The organism is Streptomyces sp. NPDC086766 (genome assembly GCF_044746005.1).
GTDB lineage: Bacteria > Actinomycetota > Actinomycetes > Streptomycetales > Streptomycetaceae > Streptomyces.
In genome coordinates, this window is record NZ_JBIVBI010000006.1 from 1 (window position 1) to 24,655 (window position 24,655).

Here is a 24,655-nt window from a genome sequence, read left to right on the forward strand (position 1 = left end):
CAGTCATGACGACCGGAGACGGGGTATCAACATATCTGGCGTTGACTTTTGGCACGCTGTTGAGTTCTCAAGGAACGGACGCTTCCTTTGTACTCGCCCTCTCGGGCTTTCCTCCGGGCGCTTCCCTTCGGTCTTGCGTTTCCGACTCTATCAGTGTTTTCCGCTCTCCCTGACCACCGTCTTGCAGACATGCAAAAGGCGACCCAAAGATAGGATCTGACGAGTTGGATGCTGTCAGGTCTGGACACTTGACGCGTCGCATCTCCCTGAGCAGGGGTACGACTGTACATGCGGCCGTGGAGCCCGTGCAAATCCATTACCTTGGTGGTCTAGACCACCGAGGTGAGCTGGCGTAAGCTCACGCTCGTTACCTGCACTTACCGTGACATCCTGCTGCACAGCGCCGTCCGGGACAGGCGGTGACGGCCCATAGATCTCCACCCCTGGGAGGCTTCCCATGACCACCGTGACGTCCCCGCTCGCAGGACGCGCCATCGGGCTGGCGGCTGTGCCGGACCCCGTCTTCTCGGGAGCCATGGTCGGCCCCGGTACCGCGATCGACCCGGTGCGTGAGCCGTCCGAGGCCGTCTCCCCGGTCGACGGGATCATCATCTCGCTCCACCCGCACGCTTTCGTCGTGGTGGACCCCCAGGGACACGGGGTGCTCGTCCATCTCGGGATCGACACGGTGCAGCTCAACGGCGCGGGCTTCGAACTGCTCGTCGCCAAGGGCGACACGGTGGCGCGAGGACAAGCCGTGGTGCGGTGGAACCCCGCCGCCGTCGAGGCCGCGGGCAAGTCTCCGGTGTGCCCGGTGGTGGCGCTCGAGGCCACCGCCGAGTCCCTCTCCGATCTTCGTGACGGCGGTGACGTGAAGGCCGGCGACACCCTCTTCGTCTGGAAGTGACACCAGTGCTGTCCTGAGAGGGACGGCCGACAGGAAACCATCGCGGCGGCGGGACCCGCCGCACTATCGGGGACGGGTGAGATGGAGACAACGCTGCGAGGCGTCGGCGTGAGCCACGGAGTGGCGATCGGCGAGGTTCGGCACATGGGAACGGCGGTGCTCGAACCGCCGGCCAAGCAGATCCCGGCGGACGAGGCGGAGCGCGAGCAGGGGCGCGCCCGTAAGGCCGTGGAGGCTGTGGCGGCCGACCTGATGGCGCGCGGCAATCTGGCGGGTGGGGAGGCCCAGGCGGTGCTCGAGGCACAGGCACTGATGGCACAGGACCCGGAGCTGATCGCGGATGTGGACCGGCGGATCGCGGTCGGAAGCACGGCCGAGCGCGCGGTCTACGACGCCTTCGCTGCGTACCGGGACCTGCTGGCGGGTGCCGGTGAGTACCTCGCGGGTCGTGTGGCCGACCTCGACGACGTGCGGAACCGCATCGTCGCCCGCCTGCTCGGTGTCCCCATGCCGGGCGTGCCGGACAGCGACCAGCCCTACGTCCTGGTCGCCCGCGATCTGGCGCCGGCCGACACGGCGCTGCTGGACCCGGCCCTCGTCCTCGGTTTCGTCACCGAGGAGGGGGGTCCGACCAGCCACAGCGCGATCCTTGCGCGGGCGCTCGGTGTGCCGGCCGTCGTGGCGCTGCCCGGCGCAGGCGAGCTGGCCGAGGGCACGGTGATCGCCGTGGACGGCAGCACCGGCGAGATCTTCGTGAGCCCCGGTGAGGAGAAGAAGGCGCAGCTGGAGGCCGCGGCGGCCGCGCGCAGGGCGGCGCTCGCCGCCTCGCACGGGCCGGGCGCCACCTCCGACGGTCACAAGGTGCCGCTGCTCGCCAACATCGGCGGTCCCTCGGACGTGGCGGCGGCCGTGGAGGCCGGTGCCGAGGGCGTCGGCCTGTTCCGTACCGAGTTCCTCTTCCTGGACGACCACAAGAAGGCGCCCTCCGCCGCGAAGCAGGTCGAGGCCTATCGGCAGGTGCTGGAGGCCTTCCCCGAGGGCCGTGTCGTCGTGCGGGTGCTGGACGCGGGCGCGGACAAACCGCTCGAGTTCCTGACGCCTGCCGACGAGCCCAACCCGGCGCTCGGTGTGCGGGGGCTGCGGACGCTGCTCGACCACCCGGAGGTGCTGCGCACCCAGCTGACGGCGCTCGCCGAGGCCGCCGAGGGCCTGCCTGTCCACCTCGAGGTCATGGCCCCGATGGTGGCGGACCGGATCGATGCGAAGGCGTTCGCGGAGGCGTGCCGCGCGGCGGGGCTTCGGGCGAAGTTCGGCGCGATGGTCGAGATCCCGTCGGCCGCGCTGCGGGCGCGGTCGATCCTGCGGGAGGTCGAGTTCCTGTCGCTGGGGACCAACGACCTCGCGCAGTACACCTTCGCGGCCGACCGGCAGGTGGGTGCGGTGGCCCGCCTGCAGGACCCGTGGCAGCCCGCGCTGCTCGACCTGGTCGCGCTGGCCGGCGAGGCGGCGAGGGCCGAGGGGAAGAGCTGTGGCGTGTGCGGTGAGGCCGCGTCCGATCCGCTGCTCGCCTGTGTGCTGACCGGTCTGGGGGTCACCTCCCTCTCGATGGGGGCCGCGTCGATTCCTTATGTCCGGGCGACGCTGGCCAAGTACACGCTGGCGCAGTGCGAGCGTGCGGCAGCGGCCGCGCGTGCCGCGGACAGCGCCGACGAGGCGCGCCACGCCGCCCGGGCGGTGCTGTCCGGCGAGTGACCGGTGCTGTCCGGCGAGTGACCGGTGCGGTCCGTTCGCCGGCCGCTTCCGAGGGGCGTCCCACCCGTGTGCGGTTGGGACGCCCCTCTCGCGTCTAGTGCCGGTGCCCGGGTGTCGGTCCCTCCTCTCCGAGGTCGGGGGGCGTGCCGTAGTCCACGTCCGGCTCCGGGGAGATGAGGTCGCCGGATTCGACGTCGGTGCAGTAGGCGTCGAAGACCTCGCCCGCGGTGAGGGGTTCGAGTCCGTCGCCGCGCAGGCGCCAGCCGTAGACCCGGTCGGGGGTGCCGGGGGCGCTGGTGCGCATGACGAGCCCGCCCGGGCTGCGGGTGGCGAGGCCGAGGGCGAGGACGGTGGTGAATTCGAGGGCTTCGGCCTCGTCGAGCTGTGCGGTCCGGGTGTCGTCGTCCTCGTCCGCGTGGAGGACGGCGAGCAGGGTCTCCGGTGTGCCTCGGACGCTGCACACCAGGTGCCGGTTGCCCGGCGGGGCCGTGGCGAGGATGCGGGTGAGGAGGTCGGCGGCCCGGGTGAAGGCGGCGCGGCCGATGTCCTCGCCGCAGGAGGCGCAGGGGCCGAGCCGTGTCAGGAGGGTGGAGGCGTACTCCCAGGTGGCCTGGCGGACGGCTTCGTCGACGAGTTCGGGAACGAGTTCGGCGAGGGGGCGGCCGTCGTAGGGAAGGGCGGGGCCGGTGATCGCGAGTTCGGCGGTGTAGCGGGTGCGGGTGGACGCGGCGTCCGGGTCGAGTCCGTGGTCGGCGCAGAACTCGGCGTATTCCCCGGGGTCGAAGAGGGCCACCGTGGTGTGGCCGCCCTGGGCGGAGCGGGTCCGAAGGAGCGCCTCGACCTGTCGGAGGTAGTCGGTGTGGTCGTCGAAGACGAAGCTGCGGTAGCGCCGCATGGCGCGGAAGTCCTGCTCGTCGGTGAGCAGGCCGATGGTGCCGGCGATCTCCCGGCGCAGGACGCTTCGCATGGTCCGGTGGTCGGTGTGCGCCATGTTTCCCCCATGTGTGCGCAGTCGATCAATGCTCACTCACAGTAACCGGTGGCACTGACAACGCGGTCCGGTGGAGGCGGGCGCGGACGAGGCGGTGCTGGATCAGACAGGTCGCGGCGATGACGGTCCCGAATGCCGTCCAGCCGACGGGTCCGGTGGCGACGGCGCCGGTGACCGCGAGGGGGCCGAGGCTGCGCTGGGCCGACTGGGCGAGTCCGTGGACGCCGAGGTAGGCGCCCTGTGCGGTGTCGGGGGCTAGGGCGACGGAGAGTTCCCAGGAGACCGTGGCGTGCAGGATCTCCGAGAGCGTGAAGAGGGCGGCAGAGGACGTGAGGAGCAGGGTGGCGCTCACGGTGCCGCCGGTGGACGAGAGCGCCATCGTGGCGCCCCCGAGGGCGAAGGCGGCGGAGAGTGGGATCAGCAGGGCGCGGGCGGCCCGGGTGGTGGCGCCGAACCGGGCCAGAGGGACCTGGAGGGCCACCACCATCACGTTGTTGAGCACCATCAGCAGCGGGGCGAGCCCGTGCGGTGCGCTGCTCGCGTGCGCGATCCAGAGGGGCAGGCCGATCTTGAAGACGGCGTCGTCGAGGAAGAGGACGCTCTCGCTGGCGACGTAGGCGAGGTAGGCACGGTCGCGCCAGGGGTTCGCGGGCCGGGCGGTGGGCGCGGGGGCGTGCGAGCCGGTGACGGTCCGGGAGGGCGAGGGCGGTTCCGCGCAGCGCCGGGTGAGCAGGGCGGCGGCGGCGAAGGAGAGGGCGTCGCCGAGCAGCAGCCAGCGGTAGGCGGTGTCGGTGCCGAGGGTGAGCGCCGCCGCGGCTCCGAGGCCGCCGAGGGCCCAGCCGGCGTTGGCGACGGTGCGGTTGACGGCCTGGTAGCGGACGCGGTCCGGGCCGGCGACGCGGGTGGCGTAGAGCCTCGTCAGGACGCTGGCGGCGCGGTCCGCGAGGCTGCCGACGGCCGAGAAGGCGAGCAGGAGGCCGTAGGCGTGGGTGGTGAGCAGGGCCAGCGAGGCCAGGGCGCGCAGGAGTTGCAGGGCGATGAGGACGCGGGTGAGTGGGAGCCGGTCGGCGAGGCGGCCGCCGATCGGGGCGCCGGCGATGCCCACGGCTCCGGCGAGGGCTGCGAGGGTGCCGACCTGGGCGACGGAGAGGCCGGAGACGTAGGTGAAGTACAGGACGGAGACGGAGGCCCACAGGCCGCTGCCGACGCGGTCGACGAGGGTGATGACGAGCATTCTGCGGCCGTCGCGGCCTCCGGGTGTCCGTGGCTTCCTTCCGGTCGCGCGGCGTGTGATGCCCACTGGCTCCCCCTTGCCCCGAGTTATGTATTGATACATAATTATCAACGTGGCAACACAATATGGGATCAGCGGGACGACGGCCAAGGGAATCGCCGCGTCCGTCGAACGCGGCGTGGCCGAGGGCGTGTTGGGGCCGGGGGCGGCGCTGCCTCCGGTGCGGCGCCTCGCGGACGAACTGGGCGTGAGCCCGGGGACGGTGGCCACCGCGTACAAGGAACTGCGCGGACGGGGCATCGTGGTCACGCGCGGGCGGGGCGGGACCGTGGTGGCGTCCGCACCCGCGGTGGCCTCGCGCCGGCCGCCCAAGGTGCCGCCCGGGCTGCGGGACCTGGCCGGCGGCCATCCTGACCCCGGGTTGCTGCCCGGCCTGGTGCCGCCCTCGCGCCTGGCGCCCGGGGCCCGGTCGCACCGCTCCACGCCTCGGCTGGCGCGACTGGAGGAGGTGGTGCGGGACTGGCTGCGGCCCGACGGCGTGCCGGTGGACCACGTGACGTTCGCGCACGGGGCGCTGGACCTGATCGGGCGGCTGCTGTCCGTGGAGCTGCGCCCCGGCGACGCCGTCGCGATGGAGGACCCCGGCTATCACCACCTGCTGGACCTGGTCACCGCCCTGGGACTGCGGAGCGTCCCGGTCACGGTGGACGACGAGGGCATGCGCCCCGACGCCCTGCACGGGGCGCTGCGGGCGGGTGTGCGGGCCGTGGTGTGCAGTCCGCGGGCGCAGAACCCGTACGGAGGGTGCTTCTCGGCAGAGCGCCGCGACGCGCTCCGTGAGGCGCTGGAAGAGCAGCCCGACGTGCTGGTCGTGGAGAACGACCACGCCTCGGCGGTGACGGAAGCCCCCCTGCGGACGCTCACCGGCGGGGGCCTGACGCGCTGGGTGCACGTGCGGACGGTGAGCAAGTTCCTCGGGGCGGATCTGCGCTGGGCCGCGGCGGCCTGCGACGCCACCACGCTGGCCCGGCACGACGGCCGGCTGCTGCTGACCTCCGGCTGGGTCAGCCACCTGCTCCAGGATGCGGTGTACGGGCTGCTGACCGACGAGGCCACGCGCGCGCTGGTGTCGCGCGCGCGGGAGACCTACGCGCTGCGCCGCACCGCCCTTCTCCGGGAGCTGGGAGCCCGGGACTTCGAGGCGCACGGGGTGAGCGGGATGAACGTCTGGGTGCCGGTGGCGGACGAGTCCGCCGTGGTCAACGGATTGCGGTCGTACGGCTGGTGGGTCGCCGCGGGAGCCAGGTTCCGGCTGTCGTCGGGGCCGGGCGTACGGATCTCCGTCGCCGAGCTGGAACCGGCCGACGCGGCGCGGCTGGCCTCGGACTTCGCCGCCGTGCTCGGCGAGTCCGAGGCCACCTATGGCGGATGAGCGGGTTCCTCAGGCGCGCTTGCGGGCCAGGTCCTCGTAGAACCGCAGCAGGTCGAGGTCGTCGATGGATCCCGGATTGACCGCCTTCTCCAGCGGGGTTCCCTGGAGGAGGCGCTTGACCGGGACCTCGATGCGCTTGCCGGTGAGGGTGTGCGGCACCCCGGGTACCTCGATGACCTCGTCGGGGACGTGGCGCGGGGAGAGCTGCTCGCGGATGGTCCGCTTGATGCGGTCGAGGAGATCGTCGTCCAGGACGGCTCCGGGGATCAGGTGCACGAAGAGGGGCATCCAGTAGCCGCCGTCGGGCTGCTCGATGCCGACGACCAGGGACTCCTTGATCTCGGGCAGGCGTTCGACCGCTTCGTAGATGTCGGCGGAGCCCATCCGCACGCCCTGGCGGTTGAGCGTGGAGTCGGAGCGGCCGTGGATGACCACCGAGCCGCGGGAGGTCAGTGTGATCCAGTCGCCGTGGCGCCACACGCCCGGGTACATGTCGAAGTAGCTGTCGTGGTAGCGGCTGCCGTCGGGGTCGTTCCAGAAGTGGATCGGCATCGACGGCATGGGGTTGGTGACCACGAGCTCGCCGACCTCGTCGACCAGCGGACGGCCGCTGGGGTCCCAGGACTGCAGGTCGGTGCCCAGCGAGGGGGCCTGCAGTTCGCCGATGTGGACCGGCAGCGTCGGCACCGCTCCCGCGAAGCAGGAGCACACGTCCGTGCCGCCGCTGACGGACGCGATCCACAGGTCGTCGCGGACCTCGTCGTGCAGCCACTGGAAGCCGTCGGGCGGCAGCGGCGAGCCGGTGGTGGCGACGCACTGGACCCGGGAGAGGTCGAAGTCGCGGGACGGGTGCACGCCCGTCTTGCGGCAGGCCATGACGTAGGCGGCCGACGTGCCGTAGAGGGTGGCACCGGTGCGCTCGGCGACCCGCCACTGGGCACCCGTGTCGGGGTACCCGGGGCTGCCGTCGTACAGGACGATCGTCGTACCGGTCAGCAGGCCGGAGACGAGGAAGTTCCACATCATCCAGCCGGTCGAGGTGTACCAGAAGAAGCGGTCCTCGGGGCCGAGGTCGCAGTGCAGGCCGAGCTGCTTGAGGTGCTCGACCAGGATGCCGCCCTGCGACTGGACGATGGCCTTGGGCAGGCCCGTCGTGCCGGAGGAGTACAGCACCCACAGGGGGTGCTCGAAGGGCACCTCCTCGAAGACGGGCTCCACGTCCGCGGAGGTCAGGGCCGACCACTCCAGGGCGCCCTCCGGCGCCTCGGTCCCCAGGAGCGGGATGTGGACGACGGCGCGCAGGGTGGGCAGCTCGCTGCGCAGTTCGGCGACGACGTCGCGGCGGTCGTGCTCCTTGCCGCCGTAGCGGTAGCCGTCCACGGTGAACAGGACGACGGGCTCAACCTGCTGGAAGCGGTCGAGGACGCTGCGGGCGCCGAAGTCGGGCGCGCAGGAGGTCCACACGGCGCCCACGGCGGCCGTGGCGAGGACGGCGACGACGGCCTGGGGGATGTTCGGCAGGTAGCCGCTGACCCGGTCGCCGGGGCGTACGCCGAGGGCGCGCAGTTCGGCGGCGAGGGAGCCGACCTGGCGGCGCAGTTCGGCCCAGGTCACCGGGCGCACTTCGTGTGTCTCGTCGACGTACAGCAGGGCCGGTTCGTCGGCGCGGGAGCCGGCCGCGCGCAGGGCGTGCTCGGCGTAGTTCAGGGTGGCGCCGGGGAACCACTGCGCCCCGGGCATCGAGCGGTCGCCCAGCACGCGCGCGTAGGGGCTGGAGAACCGCACGTCGAACCACTCCGTGACGGCCTTCCAGAAGGTGTCCAGCTCGTCGACGGACCAGCGGTGCAGGGCCGCGTAGCCGCCGTCGGCGGGGGCTCCGTGGTGCTCGGCCGCCCAGGCCTGGAACCTGGTGATCCGGGCCCGGGCGATGCGTTCGGAATCGGGCTGCCAGAGCGGCTGGGGGTTCTCGGTCGGCATGGTACGGCTCCCGGACTGTACGCGTCGTGTGCGTCGGTCGCGCACGGGCGGGGTGTGCGCGTGACGCGGCTGACACGGACGATGCCATGTGATCGACTTCCGCACCAGGGTGCACCCCACATAGTCGGTGTCGTGAAGATGTGGCCTTGGCACGGGTGAACGGCAGTTGAACGACACCCGCGCGGAGGACTTTCGATGGCAGGCTGAGCAGCATGGAGGGTCGTGACCTGGTGCGTTCGGTGAGGGCGGTCGGTTCGGCGGGGGCGGCACAGGGGGTGCGCACCGTACGGGCCGCCTGGCGCAGGTGGCGTGCCGACGCCAAGGGGCTGCCGTCACGGGGGGCCGAGCGCGCACGGGTCCCCGGCCCGGTGCGGGGCGTGGAGCCCGGGCCCGGGGGTGGGATCGTGCGCTTCACCCGCTCCGACCTGCGGATCACCGTCGCCGTGAACGGGGCGGTCTTCTGGGGCTGGGACGGAGCGGCGCCGGAGCCGTCGTACGCGCTCGCGGGCCGCTGCCCGGAGCCGGATCCCCGCGCGGTGCTGGAGCCGGACAAGGACGGCGGCTGGCGGGTCGTGGCCGAGCGGGTGACCGTGACCGTCTCGCGGCACGGCGCGGTGGAGGTGTGCACGCCCGGTGGGGTGCCGCTGCGGCGCGCTCTGCCGCCTCGCTGGTGGGAGCCGGTGGGCGGCGGGGGCGCGGCGCGCTGGACGCAGCGTTCGGAGGTGGCGGCGGACGCCCGGTTCTTCGGTCTGGGCGGCCGGGCGTCGGGGCCCCGGCTGCGGGACGGCACGTACCGGCTGTGGAACACCGATCCCGGTCGGCCGTTCGGCCCGGGGGACGATCCGCTCTACGTCACCATGCCGGTCGAGCTGGTGGTGGCCGACGCCGGCACGCACCTGGTCTTCCACGACAGCTCGTGGGACGGCTCGGTGACCCTGCGGGAGGGCGCCGAGGGGGCCGGCTCCGGCCACGACAGGGCCGGGACGGTCGAGCTCAGGATGGACGGGGGCCCGCTGCGCTGCTGGGTCGTCGTCGGCACTCCCGCACGCGTGCTGCAGGTCTGGGCAGCGCTGACCGGGGCGGCCGCGCTGCCGCCCGCCTGGGCGCTGGGCCACCATCACGCGCGGTGGGGCTTCGGCAGCGAGCAGGAGGTGCGCCGGATCGTCACCGGGTACCACGAGCACGGTCTGCCGCTGGACGCCGTCCACCTGGACATCGACCACTACGACGAGCACCGGGTGTTCACGGTCGACCACGACCGCTTCCCGAAGCTGCCCGTGCTCGCCGAGGAGCTGCGCCGGGACGGGATCCGGCTGGTGTCGATCGTCGACCCGGCGGTGAAGGCGGAGCGGGGCAACACCGTGTACGACAGCGGGACGGCCGAGGACGTCTTCGTACGGGACGCGGCCGGGCGGGTCGTCCGGGGCGTGGCGTGGCCCGGTGAGACGGTCTTCCCGGACTTCACGGACGCGCGCGTGCGGCGGTGGTGGGGCGGGCTGTACGAGGAGCGGCTGGCCCACGGGTTCGCCGGCTTCTGGCACGACGTGAACGAGCCGACCTCCTTCACCGCCTTCGGCGAGACGACACTGCCCCGGTCGGCCCGGCACGCCCTCGACGGCCGCGGCGGCGACCACCGTGAGGCGCACAACGTGTACGCGCTGTGCATGGCGCGGGCCGGGTACGAGGGGCTGCGCGGTCTGGTCCCCGAGGAGCGGCCGTTCGTGTTCTCGCGCTCGGGATGGGCCGGGATGCAGCGCTACGGCGGCACGTGGTCGGGGGACGTGGCCACCGGCTGGCCGGGGCTGCGGGCGTCGCTGTCGCTGGTGCTGGGCCTCGGGCTGTGCGGGGTGCCCTACTCGGGTCCGGACGTGGGCGGGTTCGACGGGAGCCCCTCGCCGGAGCTGTATCTGCGCTGGTTCCAGCTCGGGGCGTACCTGCCGCTGTTCCGCACGCACGCCGGCCTGCGGGCGGGGCGCAGGGAGCCGTGGGAGTTCGGGCCGGAGGTGCTGGAGCACGCGCGCGCGGCACTCGTCGAGCGCCGGCGTCTGCTGCCGTTCTTCATGACCTTGGCGCATCTGGCACGGCGCACGGGGGCGCCCTATGTGCGCCCGGTGTGGTGGGGAGCACCGGAGGACCGCGCGCTGCGGGACTGCGAGGACGCCTTCCTGCTCGGCGACGGCCTGCTGGTGGCGCCGGTGCTCACCCCGGGCACGGAGCGGCGGGCGGTGCGCATACCGCGGGGGCGCTGGCACGACACGGCGACGGGGCGTGTGTACGAAGGACCGGCGCGGGTGCTGGTCGACGCCCCGGCGTCGCGGATCCCGGTCCTCGCGCGCGCGGGCGCGGTGATCCCGGTGCGGGGCGCGGACGGCGGGCTGGAGCTGGAGGTCTGGGCACCCGCGCGCGGGCGTACGGGTGGCGGGCTGGTGGTGCCGGACGCGGGCGACGGCTGGGACGAGCCGGAGATCGAACGCTACGGCGTCCGCTGGGAGGGGCGGCGGGTGGTCGTGGAGCGCGAGCGGGAGACCGGCGCGGGGGTGCCGCCCTACCCGGTGCGCATACGCGGGCTCGAGGAGCGCTGACGTCCGCCGGGGCCCGGGTGGGGCGGGGCCCCGTGGGGCGCCGGGCCTCGGCCGCTGCCCGGCGGCCCCGGGGCGCGCGGCGGGGCTCAGTCGCCGGACCCGGGGCGGCCCCGAGGAGCCTCGGAAGAGCACGGGCTCAGATGTACCGGCCCTCGAACCAGGCGCGTGCGGCGAGGGTGTGCAGCGGGAAGGCGAGTTCCTCCGCCCTGCGCAGCAGGTGCCAGCCCTCGGTCTCGTCCGTGGCGGCGGACTGCGGCAGGCCCTCGGCCGGGCGCTCGGGCAGCAGCCCGAAGAGGAGCAGATGGCCGTCGGGCGAGCTCATCGCGTCGGCGAGGTGCACGTCTCGGCTCGCCGCGTCGATGCCCGTCTCCTCCTTGAGCTCGCGCACGACGGCCTGCCGCCAGTCCTCCCGGTCGTCGATGTAGCCGCCCGGCAGGGCCGTGCCCCCGCGCGCGGGGGCCACGGTGCGGGTGATGACGACCAGGGCGGTGCCCCGGGTGTCGTACACGGGCTGGAGGGCCACCGCGACCGGAAGGGGGTTGCGGTAGGCGACGGCCCCGCAGGCCGGGCAGGTGCGGGGCCAGCCCGAGACGCCCTCTCCGTAGGGCGCTCCGCAGCTCGAACAGTGGGAGTCCGGCACGGAGTTGACGATGGGATGTTGGTTTTCGGACACGCGCGGACTGTATCCGATCGGAAGGCGTCCGTCCTCCGTCAGGATGCCGGGCCGCTGTCAGGAGGCAGGGCACCTGACAGGAGGCCGGGCAACACCTCCGGGTGGCTCAGCGCCCGGGCGTCAGGGACTTGCTGGAGACCGGGAAGTCGAAGTAGGTGTCGGGGTACGGCTCGGGCTTGTAGGTGTAGTGCCACCACTCCTCGGCCAGGTTCACGAACCCGAGGTTCTCCAGGGTGTTCTTGAGCAGGAGCCGGTTGGCGCGCTGAGGTCCCTGGACGCGCGGGTCGAGAGTGTGGGCGAGGGTGTCGAAGCAGTCGAACCCGGTCCCCATGTCGATGGAGTTGTCCGGAAACCGCTGGTCCTTGGGTGCGTAGCAGGGCACCAGCGCCTGGCCGGGGACGTAGGGGTGCGTGGGCCTCACGGGGAGCTTCACGATCGTCAGGTCCATGGTCGAACCCCGGCTGTGCCCGGACTTCTGCGCGATGTAGCCGTCCTCGAAGAGCCGGGTCTTGTCGACGTTGGGGTAGAACTCTGCCTTCATGGCCTGGTCGTCGAGGTCCTCGGCCCAGCGCACGAAGTGGTCGACGGCACGCTGCGGCCGGTAGCAGTCGTAGACCTTGAGCGTGTAGCCCTGGCTGAGCAGCTTCTCCTGGGCCCGGTGGAGGGCCTGGGCGGCCGGCCGGGTGAGGATGCAGAGGGGCTGCTCGTAGCCGTCGATGCGCTCGCCGACGAAGTTGTGCGGCGTGAAGTAGCGCATCTCCTGGACGATCGTGGGGTCCACGCTGCGCAGCGCCACGAAGTCCTCAGGCGCCCTGGGCTCGGGCGTCGCCCGCGCGGTGGCGGAGGCCGTGGTGACGGTCAGCAGGGCGGTGAGGGCGGGGACGAGTCCGCGCAGGGCCCGGGAGAGTCGTGTCATGTCCCCTGCATCTATCAGGTGCGGTGGCCGTTACGGAAGCGATGACGCATCGGCTCCCCGTGTGGTGGCACAGGGACGGCCGGCAGGTGCCGCCCGGCGTCACCCCCACACGAGCGATCGAGAAGCACGGCTCGGAGGTGACCGCGGCGGGGCTCGGCGGTGACCGCGGCGGGGCTCGGCGGTGACCGCGGCGGGGTGACGGGCCGGCCGACCGAAAGCCCTTTCCCATACGCTGTGTGACCGGCCGGGAATGCTGCGTGAACGTCTCATGAACCGGGCCCGGGCGGGCTCGGCCGACGCCATCCTGCAACCGTGCACTCCTGGACGGATACTCTCCGCTTCGCCTTCCAGCCGGTGGTCAACCTCGCCACCGGCGGGGTCACCGCACTGGAGGTCCTCGCGCGGCCGGAGACGGGCGACGTCCTGGCAGAGGCCCGCCGGGACCCCGACCTCGACGGCCGGCTGGCCGTGCTGGCGTTCCGCGCGGCCGCCCGCCAGGCGACCCCGCTGCCGCTGCATCTCAACGTGTTCGCCGGCACCCTCGCCGACCTCGGCGGACTCGGCCCGCTGCACGAGGCCGTGCACGCGGCGGGCCGGATGCCGTGGGAGGTCACCCTCGATGTCGTCCCGCCGTACGCGCACGTGCCGCACCAGGCCCTGCACGAGGCGGTCGGCGCGCTGCGCGGCCAGGGCTTCCGGATCAGCGCGGACGGCGTCGGCGACGGGGACGCGCCCCTGCGCCTGCTCGCCGACCTCTCCCCCGACCTGCTGAAACTCGACTCCTCGATGCTGGCGCACCCCGCGGCGGTGCGGGCGATGCGGACGCTGTGCGAGGAGTCGGGGGCGCTGCTGGCCGTGGAGGGCGTGGAGACGGAACGGCAGTACGCGGTCGCGCTGTCCGCGGGGGCCCAGCTGGCGCAGGGCGAGCTGTTCGCGCCGCCCTCCCGGCTGCCGGCCGCGGACGTCTACGTTCCGCCGCGTTTTCCCGCGGTCGCGGCCGCCTCACGCCCGGGGCCTTACGTACGCGAGTTCCTGCGGCCTGCGGCACTGCTGCCCGTGGACGCCTCCGCGGGCCAGGTGCGCGCGCTGCTGACCGGCTCACCCGACGTGTCGGGGGTGCTGCTCGTGGACCGGTCGGGGGTACCGGTCCGCTCGGTGCACCGCTCCCGCTTCCTGTTGACGATGTCGGGGCGCTACGGCCACGCCCTCTACGCCGACCGTCCCGCCGCCAGGCTGGGCGATCCGCCGCGCACGGTCGGCGCGGACGCCACGGCCTGGGAGGTGCTGGACGTGGTGGCGGTCGGGGGCCGGGACCGGACCTCGGACGACGTGGCGGTCGTCGACCGGCGGGGGCGGTGCGTGGGTGTCGTCCGGCTGGCGGACCTCGTACGGGCGCTGGCCGAGTCCCGGGTCGAGGAGGCCGCGGGCCTCAATCCGCTGACGCGACTGCCCGGCTCGGACGCGATCACGTCCGAGGTGGACCGGAGGATCGCGGACGGCCGCGGGTTCGCGCTGAGCTGGCTGGACGTGGACGACTTCAAGCGGGTCAACGACAGCGCCGGGTTCGCGGCGGGGGACGAACTCATCCGGTCCGTCGGGCGGGCACTGCAGGGCGCGGCGACCGGATCCACGCGGGTGGGGCACATCGGCGGCGACGACTTCCTCGTACTCGCCGATCCGGACGGCCTGGAACAGACGGCCGCCGCCGTGCTGGACGCGCGCTGGTCGGCCGCCGGGCTTCCGGTCACGCTGTCCCTGGCCACGGTGGTGTGCGCCCCCGCGAGCGTGAGCGACCACCGGCAGGCGGCCGCCTGCCTCGCCCCGCTGAAGCAGGCCGCGAAGGCCCTGCGCGGCGCCGCCTGGGTGCTCGGCCGGGCGGGCCTGCCCGGCCACGAGGTCCGGCGGGGCCCGGCGGTGACGGCGGTCCGGGCGGGCTGAGGGAGGGGGTCGGGGCGCCCTCGACGTGCCGCTGCCCGCGTCGCCGTCGCGGCCCTCGGCGTGGCGCTGTCACGGTTGCCGTCGGCGACCTTGACGCTCTCTGTGCACAGGAGAACACTTCCCGTGTCAGCCGACATCGCCGTACATTCTCGGCGCAATCCGGCACGGATCGGTGCGGTGCGGGCCCCGTCCGCACCCCCGGCTACTCCCCCACGGGTGATTCGGCTGCGACGGCACGCTCCGGCGGAGACGCCGATGGGGACGGCCGTCCGTGCGGATTCACGACAAGCAGCTTCCTGACAAAGTGGCCAAACTGGTACCAGATCCGCCGAAGATCCGCTTCCTCGTCGCCGACCCGACCACGGAGAACGCCGCTCCACGCCTCAGCCTCCAGACCCTCGCCACCAAGGGGTAGCCATGACGGACAACGCCGAGAAGTACGTGGCCGCAATCGACCAGGGCACCACCTCGAGCCGCTGCATCATCTTCGACCACAGCGGCTCCATCGTCGCCGTGGACCAGCGGGAGCACCGCCAGATCTTCCCCAAGCCGGGCTGGGTGGAGCACGACGCCACGGAGATCTGGTCCAAGGTGCAGGCCGTGGTCGCGGGCGCGGTCGCGAAGGCGGGACTCCGCGCGGACCAGCTCAGCGCGCTGGGCATCACCAACCAGCGCGAGACGACGGTCCTGTGGGACCGCGCCACCGGCAAGCCCGTGCACAACGCGATCGTCTGGCAGGACACCCGCACCTCGGCACTCTGCAACGAGCTGGGCGGATCCGACGGCCAGGACCGGTTCCGTGAGCAGACCGGTCTGCCGCTGGCCAGCTACTTCTCCGGACCCAAGGCCGCATGGCTGCTGGACAACGTGCCCGGGTTGCGCGAGCGCGCCGAGCGCGGCGAGATCGCCTTCGGCACGATCGACTCGTGGCTCATCTGGAACCTCACCGGCGGGAGCTCCGGCGGACACCACGTCACCGACGTCACCAACGCCGGGCGCACCATGCTGATGAACCTGGAGACCCTCCAGTGGGACCAGTCCATCCTGTCCGCCATGAACGTCCCCGAGGCCGTCCTGCCCGAGATCCGGTCCTCGTCCGAGGTGTACGGGACCGCGGTCGGGCAGCTCGCCGGCGTGCCCGTCGCATCGGCGCTGGGCGACCAGCAGGCGGCCATTTTCGGACAGGCGTGCTACGAGGTGGGCGACGCCAAGAACACGTACGGCACCGGCAGTTTCCTGCTCCTCAACACCGGCAACCGGCCGGTGCAGTCGAAGAGCGGCCTGCTCACCACCATGGGCTACAAGATCGGCGACGAGCCTCCCGTCTACTGCCTGGAGGGCGCCATCGCCATCACGGGCGCGCTGGTGCAGTGGTTCCGCGACCAGCTCGGCATCATCCGGACGGCGGACGAGATCGAGTCCCTGGCGTCGAGCGTCGAGGACAACGGCGGGGCGTACATCGTGCCCGCGTTCTCCGGGCTGTTCGCGCCGTACTGGCGCTCGGACGCGCGCGGAGTGATCACCGGTCTGACGCGGTACGTCACCAAGGCGCACCTGGCGCGGGCGGTGCTGGAGGCCACCAGCTGGCAGACGCGCGAGGTCGTCGACGCCATGTACCAGGACTCCGGGGTGCAGCTCACCACCCTGAAGGTGGACGGCGGCATGACCAAGAACAACCTGCTCATGCAGCACCAGGCGGACGTGCTCGACGTGCCGGTGATCCGGCCCAGGGTCTCCGAGACCACCTGCCTGGGCGCCGCGTACGCGGCCGGCCTCGCCACCGGCGTGTGGAACGACCTCGACGAGCTGAAGTCGCACTGGCAGAAGGACGCCGAGTGGACGCCGTCCATGGAGGCGTCGGTCCGTGACCGCGAGTACCGCAACTGGAAGAAGGCCGTGGAGAAGAGCTTCGGCTGGCTGGAGGACGGCGAGGGCTAGCCCGGGCGGTCGTCGGTGGGCCGCACGCGCGCGTGGCTGCCGTCGGCACGCACGCGCGCGTGGCGTGGGACGCGGCCCGTACCCCAGTCGGTGGGGGTGCGGGCCGTACGCGGGTCAGGTGGCGACGGTCTGGCGGCGGCTCGCGCCGTACGCCATCGCGTGCTGGACCACTGCGACGAGAACCTCCTTGACCGCTTCCCGGTCGCGCGCGTCGCACAGCAGCAGCGGCACGTCGTCGTCGAGGTCGAGGGCCTGGCGTACGGCCTCCACCGGATACCGGGCGGCCCCTTCGAAGCAGTTGACGCCGACCACGAAGGGGATGGACCGGCGCTCGAAGTAGTCGACGGCGGCGAAGCAGTCCTCCAGCCGGCGGGTGTCGGCCAGCACCACCGCGCCGAGCGCCCCTTCGGACAGCTCGTCCCACATGAACCAGAACCGCTCCTGCCCGGGGGTCCCGAAGAGGTACAGCACCAGGTCCTCGCGCAGCGTGATGCGGCCGAAGTCCATGGCCACGGTCGTGGTGTGCTTGCCCTCGACACCGGTGACGTCGTCGACCGGGCGCCCCGCCTCGGTGAGCAGTTCCTCGGTGCGCAGCGGCCTGATCTCGCTGACCGCGCCGACGAGGGTCGTCTTGCCCACGCCGAAGCCGCCGGCCACCAGGATCTTGAGCGTGACGGGCTCGACCGGGGGCTTGCCGCGCTCAGAACGCCCGAAGATCATCGCTTTCTTCTCCTGCTCGATGGGGGTCGGGCGACGGTGGGCCGTAGCCTCCGCCGCCGGGGGTCTCGATGACGAGGACGTCGCCCGGGGCGACGTCCGCCGAGTCGCTTCCGCCGAGTTCCACGACCGTGCCGTCCGCGCGCTCCACCCGGTTGGCGCCGAGCGCGCCGGGCTCGCCGCCCGCCAGGCCGTACGGCGCGACCCTGCGGTGCTGGGACAGGGTGGAGACGGTCATGGGTTCGAGGAAGCGGATGCGGCGCACCGCGCCGTCGCCGCCGCGCCACCGTCCGGTGCCGCCGCTGCCGCGTCGGACCGCGAACTCCTCCAGCCGGACGGGCAGCCGCCATTCGAGGACTTCGGGGTCGGTGAGGCGGGAGTTGGTCATGTGGGTCTGGACGACGCTCGCGCCGGGGAAGCCGTCGCCCGCGCCGGACCCGGACGCGACGGTCTCGTAGTACTGGTGGCGCTCGTTGCCGAAGGTGACGTTGTTCATCGTCCCGGAGCCCTCGGCCTGGACGCCGAGCGCCGCGTACAGGGCGCCGGTGACGGCCTGGGAGGTCTCCACGTTGCCGGCCACGACGGCGGCCGGCGGCTCGGGGCTGAGCATGGAGCCGGGCGGCACCACGATCCGCAGGGGCCGCAGACAGCCGTCGTTGAGCGGGATGTCGGCGGCGACCAGGGTGCGGAAGACGTACAGGACGGCGGCGTTCACCACGGAGAACGGGGCGTTGAAGTTGGTCGCGAGCTGCGGTGAGGTGCCGGTGAAGTCGATCGTCGCCGAACGGTCGACGCGGTCCACGCTCACGCGGACCCGGATGACCGCGCCCGCGTCGGTCTCGTAGGCGTACTCGCCGTCGTCGAGGGCGTCGATGACGCGGCGGACCGCCTCTTCCGCGTTGTCCTGGACGTGCCGCATGTAGGCCTGGACGACGTCGAGGCCGAAGTCCTCGATCATGCGGGCGACCTCGTCGACCCCCTTGCGGTTGGCGGCGATCTGGGCGCGCAGGTCGGCGAGGTTGGTCCGCGGATTGCGGGAGGGGTACGGCGCCTCGGTCAGCAGCCGGTGGGTCTCCTCCTCGCGGAAGCGGCCGTTCTCGGCGAGCAGCCAGTTGTCGAAGAGGACGCCCTCCTCCTCGATGGTGCGGCTGTGGGCGGGCATGGAGCCCGGCGCTACGCCGCCGATCTCGGCGTGGTGGCCCCGCGAGGCGACGTAGAACAGGATCCGGTCACCCTCCGTGCCGAAGACGGGGGTGATGACGGTGACGTCCGGCAGGTGCGTGCCGCCGTGGTAGGGGTCGTTGACGGCGTAGGTGTCGCCCGGCCGCATCCGGGGGCCGCGGCGCCGGATGACCTCCTTGACGCTGGTGCCCATCGAGCCCAGGTGGACGGGGATGTGCGGGGCGTTGGCCACCAGGTTTCCGTCCGGGTCGAACAGGGCGCAGGAGAAGTCGAGGCGCTCCTTGATGTTGACCGACTGGGCCGTGGACTCCAGCCGGGCGCCCATCTGTTCGGCGATGGACATGAAGAGGTTGTTGAACACCTCGAGGAGAACCGGGTCGGCTTCCGTGTCGAGTTCGGAACTCTGCGTGACCGCCGCGCGTTCCATGACCAGATGCCCGTCGCCGGAGGCCGCGGCCCGCCAGCCGTCGTCGACGACGGTCGTCGCGCCGGCCTCGGTGATGACCGCCGGGCCGGTGACGGTCTCGCCGGGGGGCAGGTCCTCACGGCGGTGGTGGGGTACGTCGCGCCAGGCGCCGCCGGTGTGGAGACGGACGGTCTCCGCGCCGGCGGAACGGCCGGCTGCGGCGCGGTAGGGGGCGAGGGCGGAGAGGTCGGGGGGTTCGGTGACGCCGGTGGCTTCCACGGAGAGGGCTTCGACGACGACGGGACGGTCGAGTGCGAAGGAGTACGTGGCGCGATGACGTTCTTCGAAGGCGTGCTTCATCGCGTCGGGCTCGGTGAGCTCGACGGTCAGGGTGGTGTCCGTGCCGTCGTAGCGGAGCTGGGCGCGGCGGGTGACGCGGATGCGGTCCGGGGGCACGTCCTCGGCCAGGAGTTCGGCGCGGGCCGCGCCCTCCAGGTCGTCGGCGGTCTTCAGGACACCCGGCATGGAGGCGGGTTCCAGGGGTGCCTCGACGGACTGTTCGCGCATGGCGGTGGTGTCGGCGAGGCCGATGCCGAGCGCGGACAGCACGCCGGCCATGGGCGGGACGAGGACGGTGCGGATGCCGAGCGAGTCGGCGACCATGCAGGCGTGCTGACCGCCCGCGCCGCCGAAGGTGGTGAGGGCGTAGCGGGTGACGTCGTGGCCCTTCTGCACGGAGATCCGCTTGACCGCGTTGGCGATGTTGGCGACGGCGATCTGCAGGTACCCCTCGGCGACCTGCTCGGGTGTGCGGTCGTCGCCGGTCCTCTCGCGGATCTCCCGGGCGAGGGCGGTGAACCGCTCGCGCACGAGCGCCTCGTCCAGCGGCTGGTCTCCGCCGGGGCCGAACACCGCGGGGAAGTGCGCGGGCTGGATGCGGCCCAGCATGACGTTGGCGTCGGTGACGGCGAGCGGGCCGCCGCCGCGGTAGCAGGCGGGTCCCGGGACCGCGCCCGCCGAGTCGGGGCCGACCCGGTAGCGGGAGCCGTCGAAGTGCAGGACGGAGCCGCCGCCCGCGGCCACGGTGTGGATGTCCAGCATCGGCGACCGCAGCCGGACGCCCGCGATCTGCGTGGTGAAGACCCGTTCGTACTCGCCCGCGAAGTGGGAGACGTCGGTGGAGGTGCCGCCCATGTCGAAGCCGATGACGCGGTCGTAGCCGGCGAGCTGGGACATGCGTGCCATGCCGACGATGCCGCCCGCGGGTCCGGACAGGATGGCGTCCTTGCCGCGGAACTGCCCCGCCTCGGCGAGTCCCCCGTTGGACTGCATGAACATCAGCCGTACGCCTTCGAGTTCGTCGGCGACGTGCTGGACGTAGCGGCGCAGCACGGGCGACAGGTAGGCGTCGACGACGGCGGTGTCCCCGCGCGGGACGAGCTTCATCAGCGGACTGACCTCGCTGGAGAGCGAGATCTGCGGGAAGCCGATCCGGGCGGCCAGTTCCCCGACCGCTCGCTCGTGCGCGGGGTGCAGATGGCTGTGCAGGCAGACCACGGCGACGGCGCGGATCCCGTCGTCGTAGGCGGCCTGGAGGGGGGCGGCCAGGGCGTCCAGGTCGGGCGCGCGCAGGACGGTGCCGTCCGCCGCGATGCGCTCGTCGATCTCGATGACGCGTTCGTGGAGCAGTTCCGGCAGTTCGATGCGGCGGGCGAAGATGTGCGGGCGGTTCTGGTAGCCGATGCGCAGGGCGTCGCCGAACCCGCGGGTGACGAGGAGCAGGGTCCGCTCCCCGGTGCGCTCCAGCAGGGCGTTGGTGGCGACGGTGGTGCCCATGCGGACGGCGTCGACGTGGGCCGGGGAGCCGTCGAGGAGTTCGCGCACTCCGGCCACGGCCGCGTCGGCGTACCGGGCGGGGTTGTCGGACAGCAGCTTGTGCGTGATCAGGCGGCCGTCCGGACGCCGTGCGACCACGTCGGTGAAGGTGCCGCCTCGGTCGACCCAGAACTGCCAGCCTGTCACGTCACTACCCCGCTTCCGCGCCGCTCACAGCGCCCGGAGGCCGTTGATCACGTCGCGCAGAATACTCTCGTCCGGCAGTTCGGCCGGGGGTACCGGACGGTTCACATGGACGTACTCCTCGTCCACGAGGTCACCGACGAGGACCCGTACGACGCCGATCGGAAGGTCCAGTTCCGCGGAGAGCTCGGCGACCGACTGCGGGGTGTCGCGGCACAGTTCGACGATGTCCACGTGCTCCGGGGACAGGGTGTGGTCCGTCTCCGGATCGTCCACGTGGGGTTCCGTGACGACCACCGCGATCAGATCCAGGCGGTGCTGGGCCGCATGGCTGGTGCGGCCCCGCGTCATCGCGTACGGACGGACCACGGGTCCGGCCTCGTCGTCGAACCAGTGTCTTCTGGCCTGACCGTCTCCGCTCATGTCATCTCACTACCCACCGGCGGGCAGATCGGTGCGCGGAGCGGCGCCCAGATGGACGCCGACCCGCTTGACGAGGAGGGTCATCTCGTAGGCGACCTGTCCCACGTCCGAGTCGGCGTCCGAGAGGACGGCGAGGCAGCTGCCGTCGCCGGCGGCGGTGACGAACAGGAAGGCGTCGTCCAGCTCCACGACCGTCTGCCGGACGCTGCCCGCCTCGAAGTGGCGGCCGACGCCCTTGGCCAGGCTGTGGAACCCGGAGGCCACGGCGGCCAGGTGTTCGCTGTCCTCGCGGGTGAGGTCCTTGGACACGCCCGTGGCCAGACCGTCCCCGGAGAGGACGACGGCCTTGCGGATGCTGGCGACGCGGTCCACGAGGTCGTCCAGGAGCCAGTTCAGCTCCACCTTGTCGGTCGTGTTGTGGCCGGTGGCCTTCGGTGCGGTCATCGACCGTCCCCCTTTGTCGTTCCTTGTGCTGTGCCGTCCGGGGCGTGGTCGCCCGCGGTGTTCTCCTCACGGCCGCGCTGCCAGCCGCGCTGGAGCGAGGCCATCCGGCTGCGCACCTCCTCGGCGTCGCGATCGGCTGATCCCGGCCGGTTCTCGCTGCGCCGCTCCGGGCTCCGCTTCAGTTGCGGGGCGAGATTCGCCTGCCGGACGCGCCGGGGCAGCGGCATGGCGCCGGGCTCGCTCTCCTCGGGGGCGGTGGCACGGCCCCGGCCCGGGCCGTCCGGGCCACCGGCCGCCAGGGCGGTGCGCCGGTCGCGCTGGGGAAGGGCGGGAGCCTGCTCCGGGCGTTCTCCGGTGGGCGGGGAGGCCGGGGTCTCCTCGCGTCCGCCGAAGCGGTCGGCCGAGGCGGTCGGACGCCTCAGCGTGGTCTCGCCGCGCCGACGGGCCGGCAGCGGCGCCACCTCCGGCTCCGGCCGCTCGAAGCCCGCCGAGGGCCTCTCGTCCGGCGGCTCGCGCCGGGTCCGGTGGTCGGTGACCGGGCGTCCGTGGGAGCTGACCAGCTTCGGCGCCCGGCGCCGGGGCAGCGGTACCGGGACCGCCGGGTCCCGGTCGGCGCCGTCTCCGTCGGAGGCGCCGCGTCCACCGGGATCCGGGCGGTGTCCGGCGTCCTGGCGGATCGCCGGGTCGTCGGTCTCCGACCGGCCGGAGGAGCGGCGCGGGCGGAACAGCGCCCCGTGTTCGCCGTCCTCGTCGTCCTCGTCGTCCAGGCCGGCCGGGAAGGCGCCGAGGGCGCCCAGGCCGATGGAGGCCTCCAGTTCCACCGGCCCGTCCAGCAGCGAGGCCGGAAGGCCGGGAAGCTGTACGGGCGCCTGGGAGAGCGCGGTCCCGCGGCCGTTCTCGCGTTCGGGCGCGGGGCGGTCCCGGTCGAGGCGGAAGCCGACGCCGTTGGTGTCGGGGACGTCGTCCGTCAGCAGCACGTCCGGGAGGAAGACGACGGCGGTGGTGCCGCCGTACGGGGACGGCTGCAGGGAGACCCGGACGTTCTGCCGCTGGGCGAGCCGGCTGACGACGAACAGGCCGAGCCGGTCGGTGTCGGAGAGTTCGAACTCCGGGGTCTCCGCGAGCCGGAGGTTGGCGTCGAGCAGCGCTTCGGCGGCCATGCCCAGACCGCGGTCGTGGATCTCCAGGGTGAAGCCGTTGGCGACGCGCTCTCCGACAACCTGCACGGCGGTGTGCGGCGGTGAGAACATCGTGGCGTTCTCCAGGAGTTCGGCCACCAGGTGGGTGAGGTCGGCGACGGCGGGGCCGGTGACGGCGACACGCGGCAGCCGGCGGACCTCGATGCGTTCGTAGTCCTCGACCTCGGCGACCGCGGCGCGCACGACGTCCATCAGCTGCACGGGCTTGCGCCACTGTCGGGACGGGGCGGCGCCCGAGAGGATGACCAGGCCCTCGGCGTGCCGGCGCATCCGGGTGGTGAGGTGGTCGAGGCGGAAGAGGTCGGCGAGTTCCTCGGTGTCCTCGGTCCGGCGTTCCATGGTGTCGAGGAGGGTGAGCTGCTTGTGCAGCAGGACCTGGCTGCGGCGGGCGAGGTTGACGAAGACCTCGGAGACCCCGGCGCGGAGTTCGGCCTGCTTGACGGTGGCCTCGACGGCGGCCCGCTGGAGGGTGTTGAGGGCCTGTCCGACCTCGCCGATCTCGTTCTTGTCGTACTCGAGCCGCGGTACCTCGGTCTCCACGTCCACCTGTTCGCCGGCCGACAGGCGGCGCATCACGCTGGGCAGCCGGACGCCGGACGCCTCGTGGGCCTCCAGCCGCAGCTGCCTGAGGTCGCGGACGAGGCTGCGGCCGATGCGTACGGACAGGACGAGGGAGACCAGCACGGCGGCCAGACCGAGTACGCCCGCGACGGCCGCCTGGAGGACGACGTCCATGGCGAGGGGGCGGACGCGTTCCTGGTAGCGGTCGCCCACCTGGTCGTCGAGGGCGCGCAGTTCGTCGAGCACGTTGCTCGCGGCGGTGTCCCAGCTCTTGGCGCTGACGTCCCGGGGCGTGCCGGCGCCGGAGGAGACGACGGCCCGTTCGGCGGAGCGCAGCGGGGCGGTCGAGGCGTCCTTCCAGAAGTGCTCGTAGCGGTCGCTCTCGGACGCGGGGATCAGCGGCAGGTTGATCTCGTACAGGAGTGTGCGCTGGGCCATGAGGTCGGAGATGTCGCGCACCTCGGCGCGGGACAGCCTGCCGACCACCAGGGCGGAGCCGAGCAGGGCGTCCTCGCGGGAGAGGAGATCCCGGGCGCGGGTGATGTTGACGAGGGCCCGGGCCTCCTTGTTCATGTCCACGTCGTCGATGCCGTCGAGGGTGGACAGCAGCGTGAAGCACGGATCGACCAGGCGGTTGTAGAGGTCGAAGGCCTGGGCGCGGGAGAGGGTGCCGCCCTCCACGCTGCGCCGCAGGGAGCCGACGCCGTCGAGGGCGTCCAGGGCTGCGGTGAGATGGTCGCCGTCGTCCCGGTCCATGCCGTCCCGCACGGAGGCGTTCCGCGCGTTCTTCCGGAGCCTGGCGATCACCCCGTCGGTGGCGGCCCGGGTGCGGCGGAGCGCGGTCAGCGCGTCGGAGGCCCGGGGATCGGCCAGGTAGACGAGGGTCTGGCGGCGTTCCTGCTGCAGGGCTCGCACGGTGTTCTCGGTCGGGTAGCCGACCTTCTCCACGAGGGAGGTCACATGGAACAGCTGGGTCGCCTCGCGCCCTGTGATCACGGTGGCGAAGGCCCAGATGGCGGTCAGCGACAGCAGCGGCACGAGAAGCAGCGCCACGATCTTCCGGCGGATGGACTTTCCGCGAAAGCGCATGGCCTCCCCCAGCTCGACCCCCAGGGAAAGGGGGTACACATGTGCGTCAACAAACGGCGCGAGCCTACTACCGACGCACAGATAACTCGAAGAGCTGTCCGGAGCCAGAACTTCCGCACCGGGGACGAGAGATGGGGAGTTGTCAGGGCATTGCGGGAGATGGCGCCCCGGAATCCGAAGTCGGCGGGCGTAGCGGAACGGGTCGTCCGACTTGTTGAGTTGGCCGATATTTTTCCCACCGGGGAATCTTCGCGACGTCTCGTTCGTCCTACTCC

17 protein-coding genes are annotated in these 24,655 nt (G+C 72.6%); 7 read left to right on the forward strand and 10 right to left on the reverse strand.

Annotated elements, in window-relative coordinates; all coding sequences use genetic code 11:
* The first annotated feature begins 457 nt into the window (after nucleotides 1-457).
* Together ACIPM1_RS12990 and ptsP are read left to right on the forward strand one after the other, a co-directional pair.
* A complete protein-coding gene (locus ACIPM1_RS12990; protein WP_402432986.1) occupies nucleotides 458-907 on the forward strand; it encodes a PTS glucose transporter subunit IIA in 450 nt (149 codons plus the stop codon).
* Between the two features lie 81 nt (nucleotides 908-988).
* The gene (ptsP, locus tag ACIPM1_RS12995) at nucleotides 989-2,659 is read left to right on the forward strand and encodes a phosphoenolpyruvate--protein phosphotransferase (RefSeq protein WP_402432989.1); all 1,671 of its coding nucleotides are present in this window, start codon (nucleotides 989-991) and stop codon (nucleotides 2,657-2,659) included.
* A gap of 94 nt (nucleotides 2,660-2,753) precedes the next feature.
* Here the strand turns inward: ptsP and ACIPM1_RS13000 are convergent, their stop codons facing one another.
* Together ACIPM1_RS13000 and ACIPM1_RS13005 are read right to left on the reverse strand one after the other, a co-directional pair.
* Nucleotides 2,754-3,650: a hypothetical protein gene (locus tag ACIPM1_RS13000; RefSeq protein ID WP_402432992.1), complete on the reverse strand. Its 897-nt coding sequence runs from the start codon at nucleotides 3,648-3,650 to the stop codon at nucleotides 2,754-2,756.
* Between the two features lie 25 nt (nucleotides 3,651-3,675).
* Nucleotides 3,676-4,884: an MFS transporter gene (locus tag ACIPM1_RS13005; protein WP_402432995.1), complete on the reverse strand. Its 1,209-nt coding sequence runs from the start codon at nucleotides 4,882-4,884 to the stop codon at nucleotides 3,676-3,678.
* A 112-nt stretch (nucleotides 4,885-4,996) separates the two neighbouring features.
* Here ACIPM1_RS13005 and ACIPM1_RS13010 point away from each other — a divergent pair, with 112 nt between their 5' ends.
* The gene (locus ACIPM1_RS13010; protein ID WP_402432998.1) at nucleotides 4,997-6,316 is read left to right on the forward strand and encodes an aminotransferase class I/II-fold pyridoxal phosphate-dependent enzyme; all 1,320 of its coding nucleotides are present in this window, start codon (nucleotides 4,997-4,999) and stop codon (nucleotides 6,314-6,316) included.
* A gap of 9 nt (nucleotides 6,317-6,325) precedes the next feature.
* Here the strand turns inward: ACIPM1_RS13010 and ACIPM1_RS13015 are convergent, their stop codons facing one another.
* Nucleotides 6,326-8,293 (reverse strand): acetoacetate--CoA ligase, encoded by a 1,968-nt coding sequence (locus tag ACIPM1_RS13015; protein ID WP_402433001.1) that lies wholly within the window; start codon nucleotides 8,291-8,293, stop codon nucleotides 6,326-6,328.
* A gap of 212 nt (nucleotides 8,294-8,505) precedes the next feature.
* Here ACIPM1_RS13015 and ACIPM1_RS13020 point away from each other — a divergent pair, with 212 nt between their 5' ends.
* Nucleotides 8,506-10,875: a TIM-barrel domain-containing protein gene (locus tag ACIPM1_RS13020; protein ID WP_402433004.1), complete on the forward strand. Its 2,370-nt coding sequence runs from the start codon at nucleotides 8,506-8,508 to the stop codon at nucleotides 10,873-10,875.
* 136 nt (nucleotides 10,876-11,011) lie between these two features.
* On the opposite strand, the gene ACIPM1_RS13025 is transcribed toward ACIPM1_RS13020, so the two are convergent.
* Nucleotides 11,012-11,548: an NUDIX domain-containing protein gene (locus ACIPM1_RS13025; protein ID WP_402433008.1), complete on the reverse strand. Its 537-nt coding sequence runs from the start codon at nucleotides 11,546-11,548 to the stop codon at nucleotides 11,012-11,014.
* Between the two features lie 106 nt (nucleotides 11,549-11,654).
* Complete coding sequence (locus ACIPM1_RS13030) at nucleotides 11,655-12,464, reverse strand: M15 family metallopeptidase (protein ID WP_356195080.1); 810 nt, start codon at nucleotides 12,462-12,464, stop codon at nucleotides 11,655-11,657.
* Between the two features lie 312 nt (nucleotides 12,465-12,776).
* Here ACIPM1_RS13030 and ACIPM1_RS13035 point away from each other — a divergent pair, with 312 nt between their 5' ends.
* From ACIPM1_RS13035 to glpK, 3 genes are all read left to right on the forward strand, one after another.
* Nucleotides 12,777-14,402, forward strand: coding sequence for an EAL domain-containing protein (locus ACIPM1_RS13035; RefSeq protein ID WP_402433011.1), 1,626 nt, complete (start codon nucleotides 12,777-12,779; stop codon nucleotides 14,400-14,402).
* Nucleotides 14,403-14,673: 271 nt separating this feature from the next.
* The gene (locus tag ACIPM1_RS13040; RefSeq protein WP_402433014.1) at nucleotides 14,674-14,817 is read left to right on the forward strand and encodes a hypothetical protein; all 144 of its coding nucleotides are present in this window, start codon (nucleotides 14,674-14,676) and stop codon (nucleotides 14,815-14,817) included.
* A 2-nt stretch (nucleotides 14,818-14,819) separates the two neighbouring features.
* Nucleotides 14,820-16,340 carry a glycerol kinase GlpK gene (gene glpK / locus ACIPM1_RS13045; RefSeq protein WP_402433017.1) on the forward strand — a complete coding sequence of 507 codons (1,521 nt, stop codon included), beginning with the start codon at nucleotides 14,820-14,822 and terminating at the stop codon, nucleotides 16,338-16,340.
* Nucleotides 16,341-16,454: 114 nt separating this feature from the next.
* Here glpK and ACIPM1_RS13050 read toward each other — a convergent pair whose 3' ends face one another.
* From ACIPM1_RS13050 to ACIPM1_RS13070, 5 genes are read right to left on the reverse strand one after another with little or no spacing between them, the layout of a single operon-like run.
* Nucleotides 16,455-17,060: a GTP-binding protein gene (locus tag ACIPM1_RS13050; RefSeq protein ID WP_402433020.1), complete on the reverse strand. Its 606-nt coding sequence runs from the start codon at nucleotides 17,058-17,060 to the stop codon at nucleotides 16,455-16,457.
* A complete protein-coding gene (locus ACIPM1_RS13055; protein ID WP_402433023.1) occupies nucleotides 17,041-20,667 on the reverse strand; it encodes a hydantoinase B/oxoprolinase family protein in 3,627 nt (1,208 codons plus the stop codon). The genes ACIPM1_RS13050 and ACIPM1_RS13055 overlap by 20 nt, the downstream gene beginning before the upstream one ends.
* A gap of 24 nt (nucleotides 20,668-20,691) precedes the next feature.
* Complete coding sequence (locus ACIPM1_RS13060) at nucleotides 20,692-21,087, reverse strand: DUF742 domain-containing protein (protein ID WP_356195617.1); 396 nt, start codon at nucleotides 21,085-21,087, stop codon at nucleotides 20,692-20,694.
* A gap of 9 nt (nucleotides 21,088-21,096) precedes the next feature.
* Complete coding sequence (locus ACIPM1_RS13065) at nucleotides 21,097-21,531, reverse strand: roadblock/LC7 domain-containing protein (protein ID WP_402433028.1); 435 nt, start codon at nucleotides 21,529-21,531, stop codon at nucleotides 21,097-21,099.
* Nucleotides 21,528-24,380, reverse strand: coding sequence for a nitrate- and nitrite sensing domain-containing protein (locus ACIPM1_RS13070; RefSeq protein ID WP_402433032.1), 2,853 nt, complete (start codon nucleotides 24,378-24,380; stop codon nucleotides 21,528-21,530). The genes ACIPM1_RS13065 and ACIPM1_RS13070 overlap by 4 nt, the downstream gene beginning before the upstream one ends.
* Between the last annotated feature and the right edge of the window lie 275 nt (nucleotides 24,381-24,655).

Excerpts from the sequence above, each read along its gene's own strand:
- ACIPM1_RS13000 (WP_402432992.1), bottom strand. The coding sequence starts at position 3,650 with ATGGCGCACACCGACCACCGGACCATGCGAAGCGTCCTGCGCCGGGAG.
- ACIPM1_RS13070 (WP_402433032.1), bottom strand. The coding sequence starts at position 24,380 with ATGCGCTTTCGCGGAAAGTCCATCCGCCGGAAGATCGTGGCGCTGCTT.
- ACIPM1_RS13060 (WP_356195617.1), bottom strand. The coding sequence starts at position 21,087 with ATGAGCGGAGACGGTCAGGCCAGAAGACACTGGTTCGACGACGAGGCC.
- ACIPM1_RS13065 (WP_402433028.1), bottom strand. The coding sequence starts at position 21,531 with ATGACCGCACCGAAGGCCACCGGCCACAACACGACCGACAAGGTGGAG.
- glpK (WP_402433017.1), top strand. The coding sequence starts at position 14,820 with ATGACGGACAACGCCGAGAAGTACGTGGCCGCAATCGACCAGGGCACC.
- ACIPM1_RS13030 (WP_356195080.1), bottom strand. The coding sequence starts at position 12,464 with ATGACACGACTCTCCCGGGCCCTGCGCGGACTCGTCCCCGCCCTCACC.
- ptsP (WP_402432989.1), top strand. The coding sequence starts at position 989 with ATGGAGACAACGCTGCGAGGCGTCGGCGTGAGCCACGGAGTGGCGATC.
- ACIPM1_RS13050 (WP_402433020.1), bottom strand. The coding sequence starts at position 17,060 with ATGATCTTCGGGCGTTCTGAGCGCGGCAAGCCCCCGGTCGAGCCCGTC.
- ACIPM1_RS13020 (WP_402433004.1), top strand. The coding sequence starts at position 8,506 with ATGGAGGGTCGTGACCTGGTGCGTTCGGTGAGGGCGGTCGGTTCGGCG.
- ACIPM1_RS12990 (WP_402432986.1), top strand. The coding sequence starts at position 458 with ATGACCACCGTGACGTCCCCGCTCGCAGGACGCGCCATCGGGCTGGCG.
- ACIPM1_RS13015 (WP_402433001.1), bottom strand. The coding sequence starts at position 8,293 with ATGCCGACCGAGAACCCCCAGCCGCTCTGGCAGCCCGATTCCGAACGC.
- ACIPM1_RS13005 (WP_402432995.1), bottom strand. The coding sequence starts at position 4,884 with ATGCTCGTCATCACCCTCGTCGACCGCGTCGGCAGCGGCCTGTGGGCC.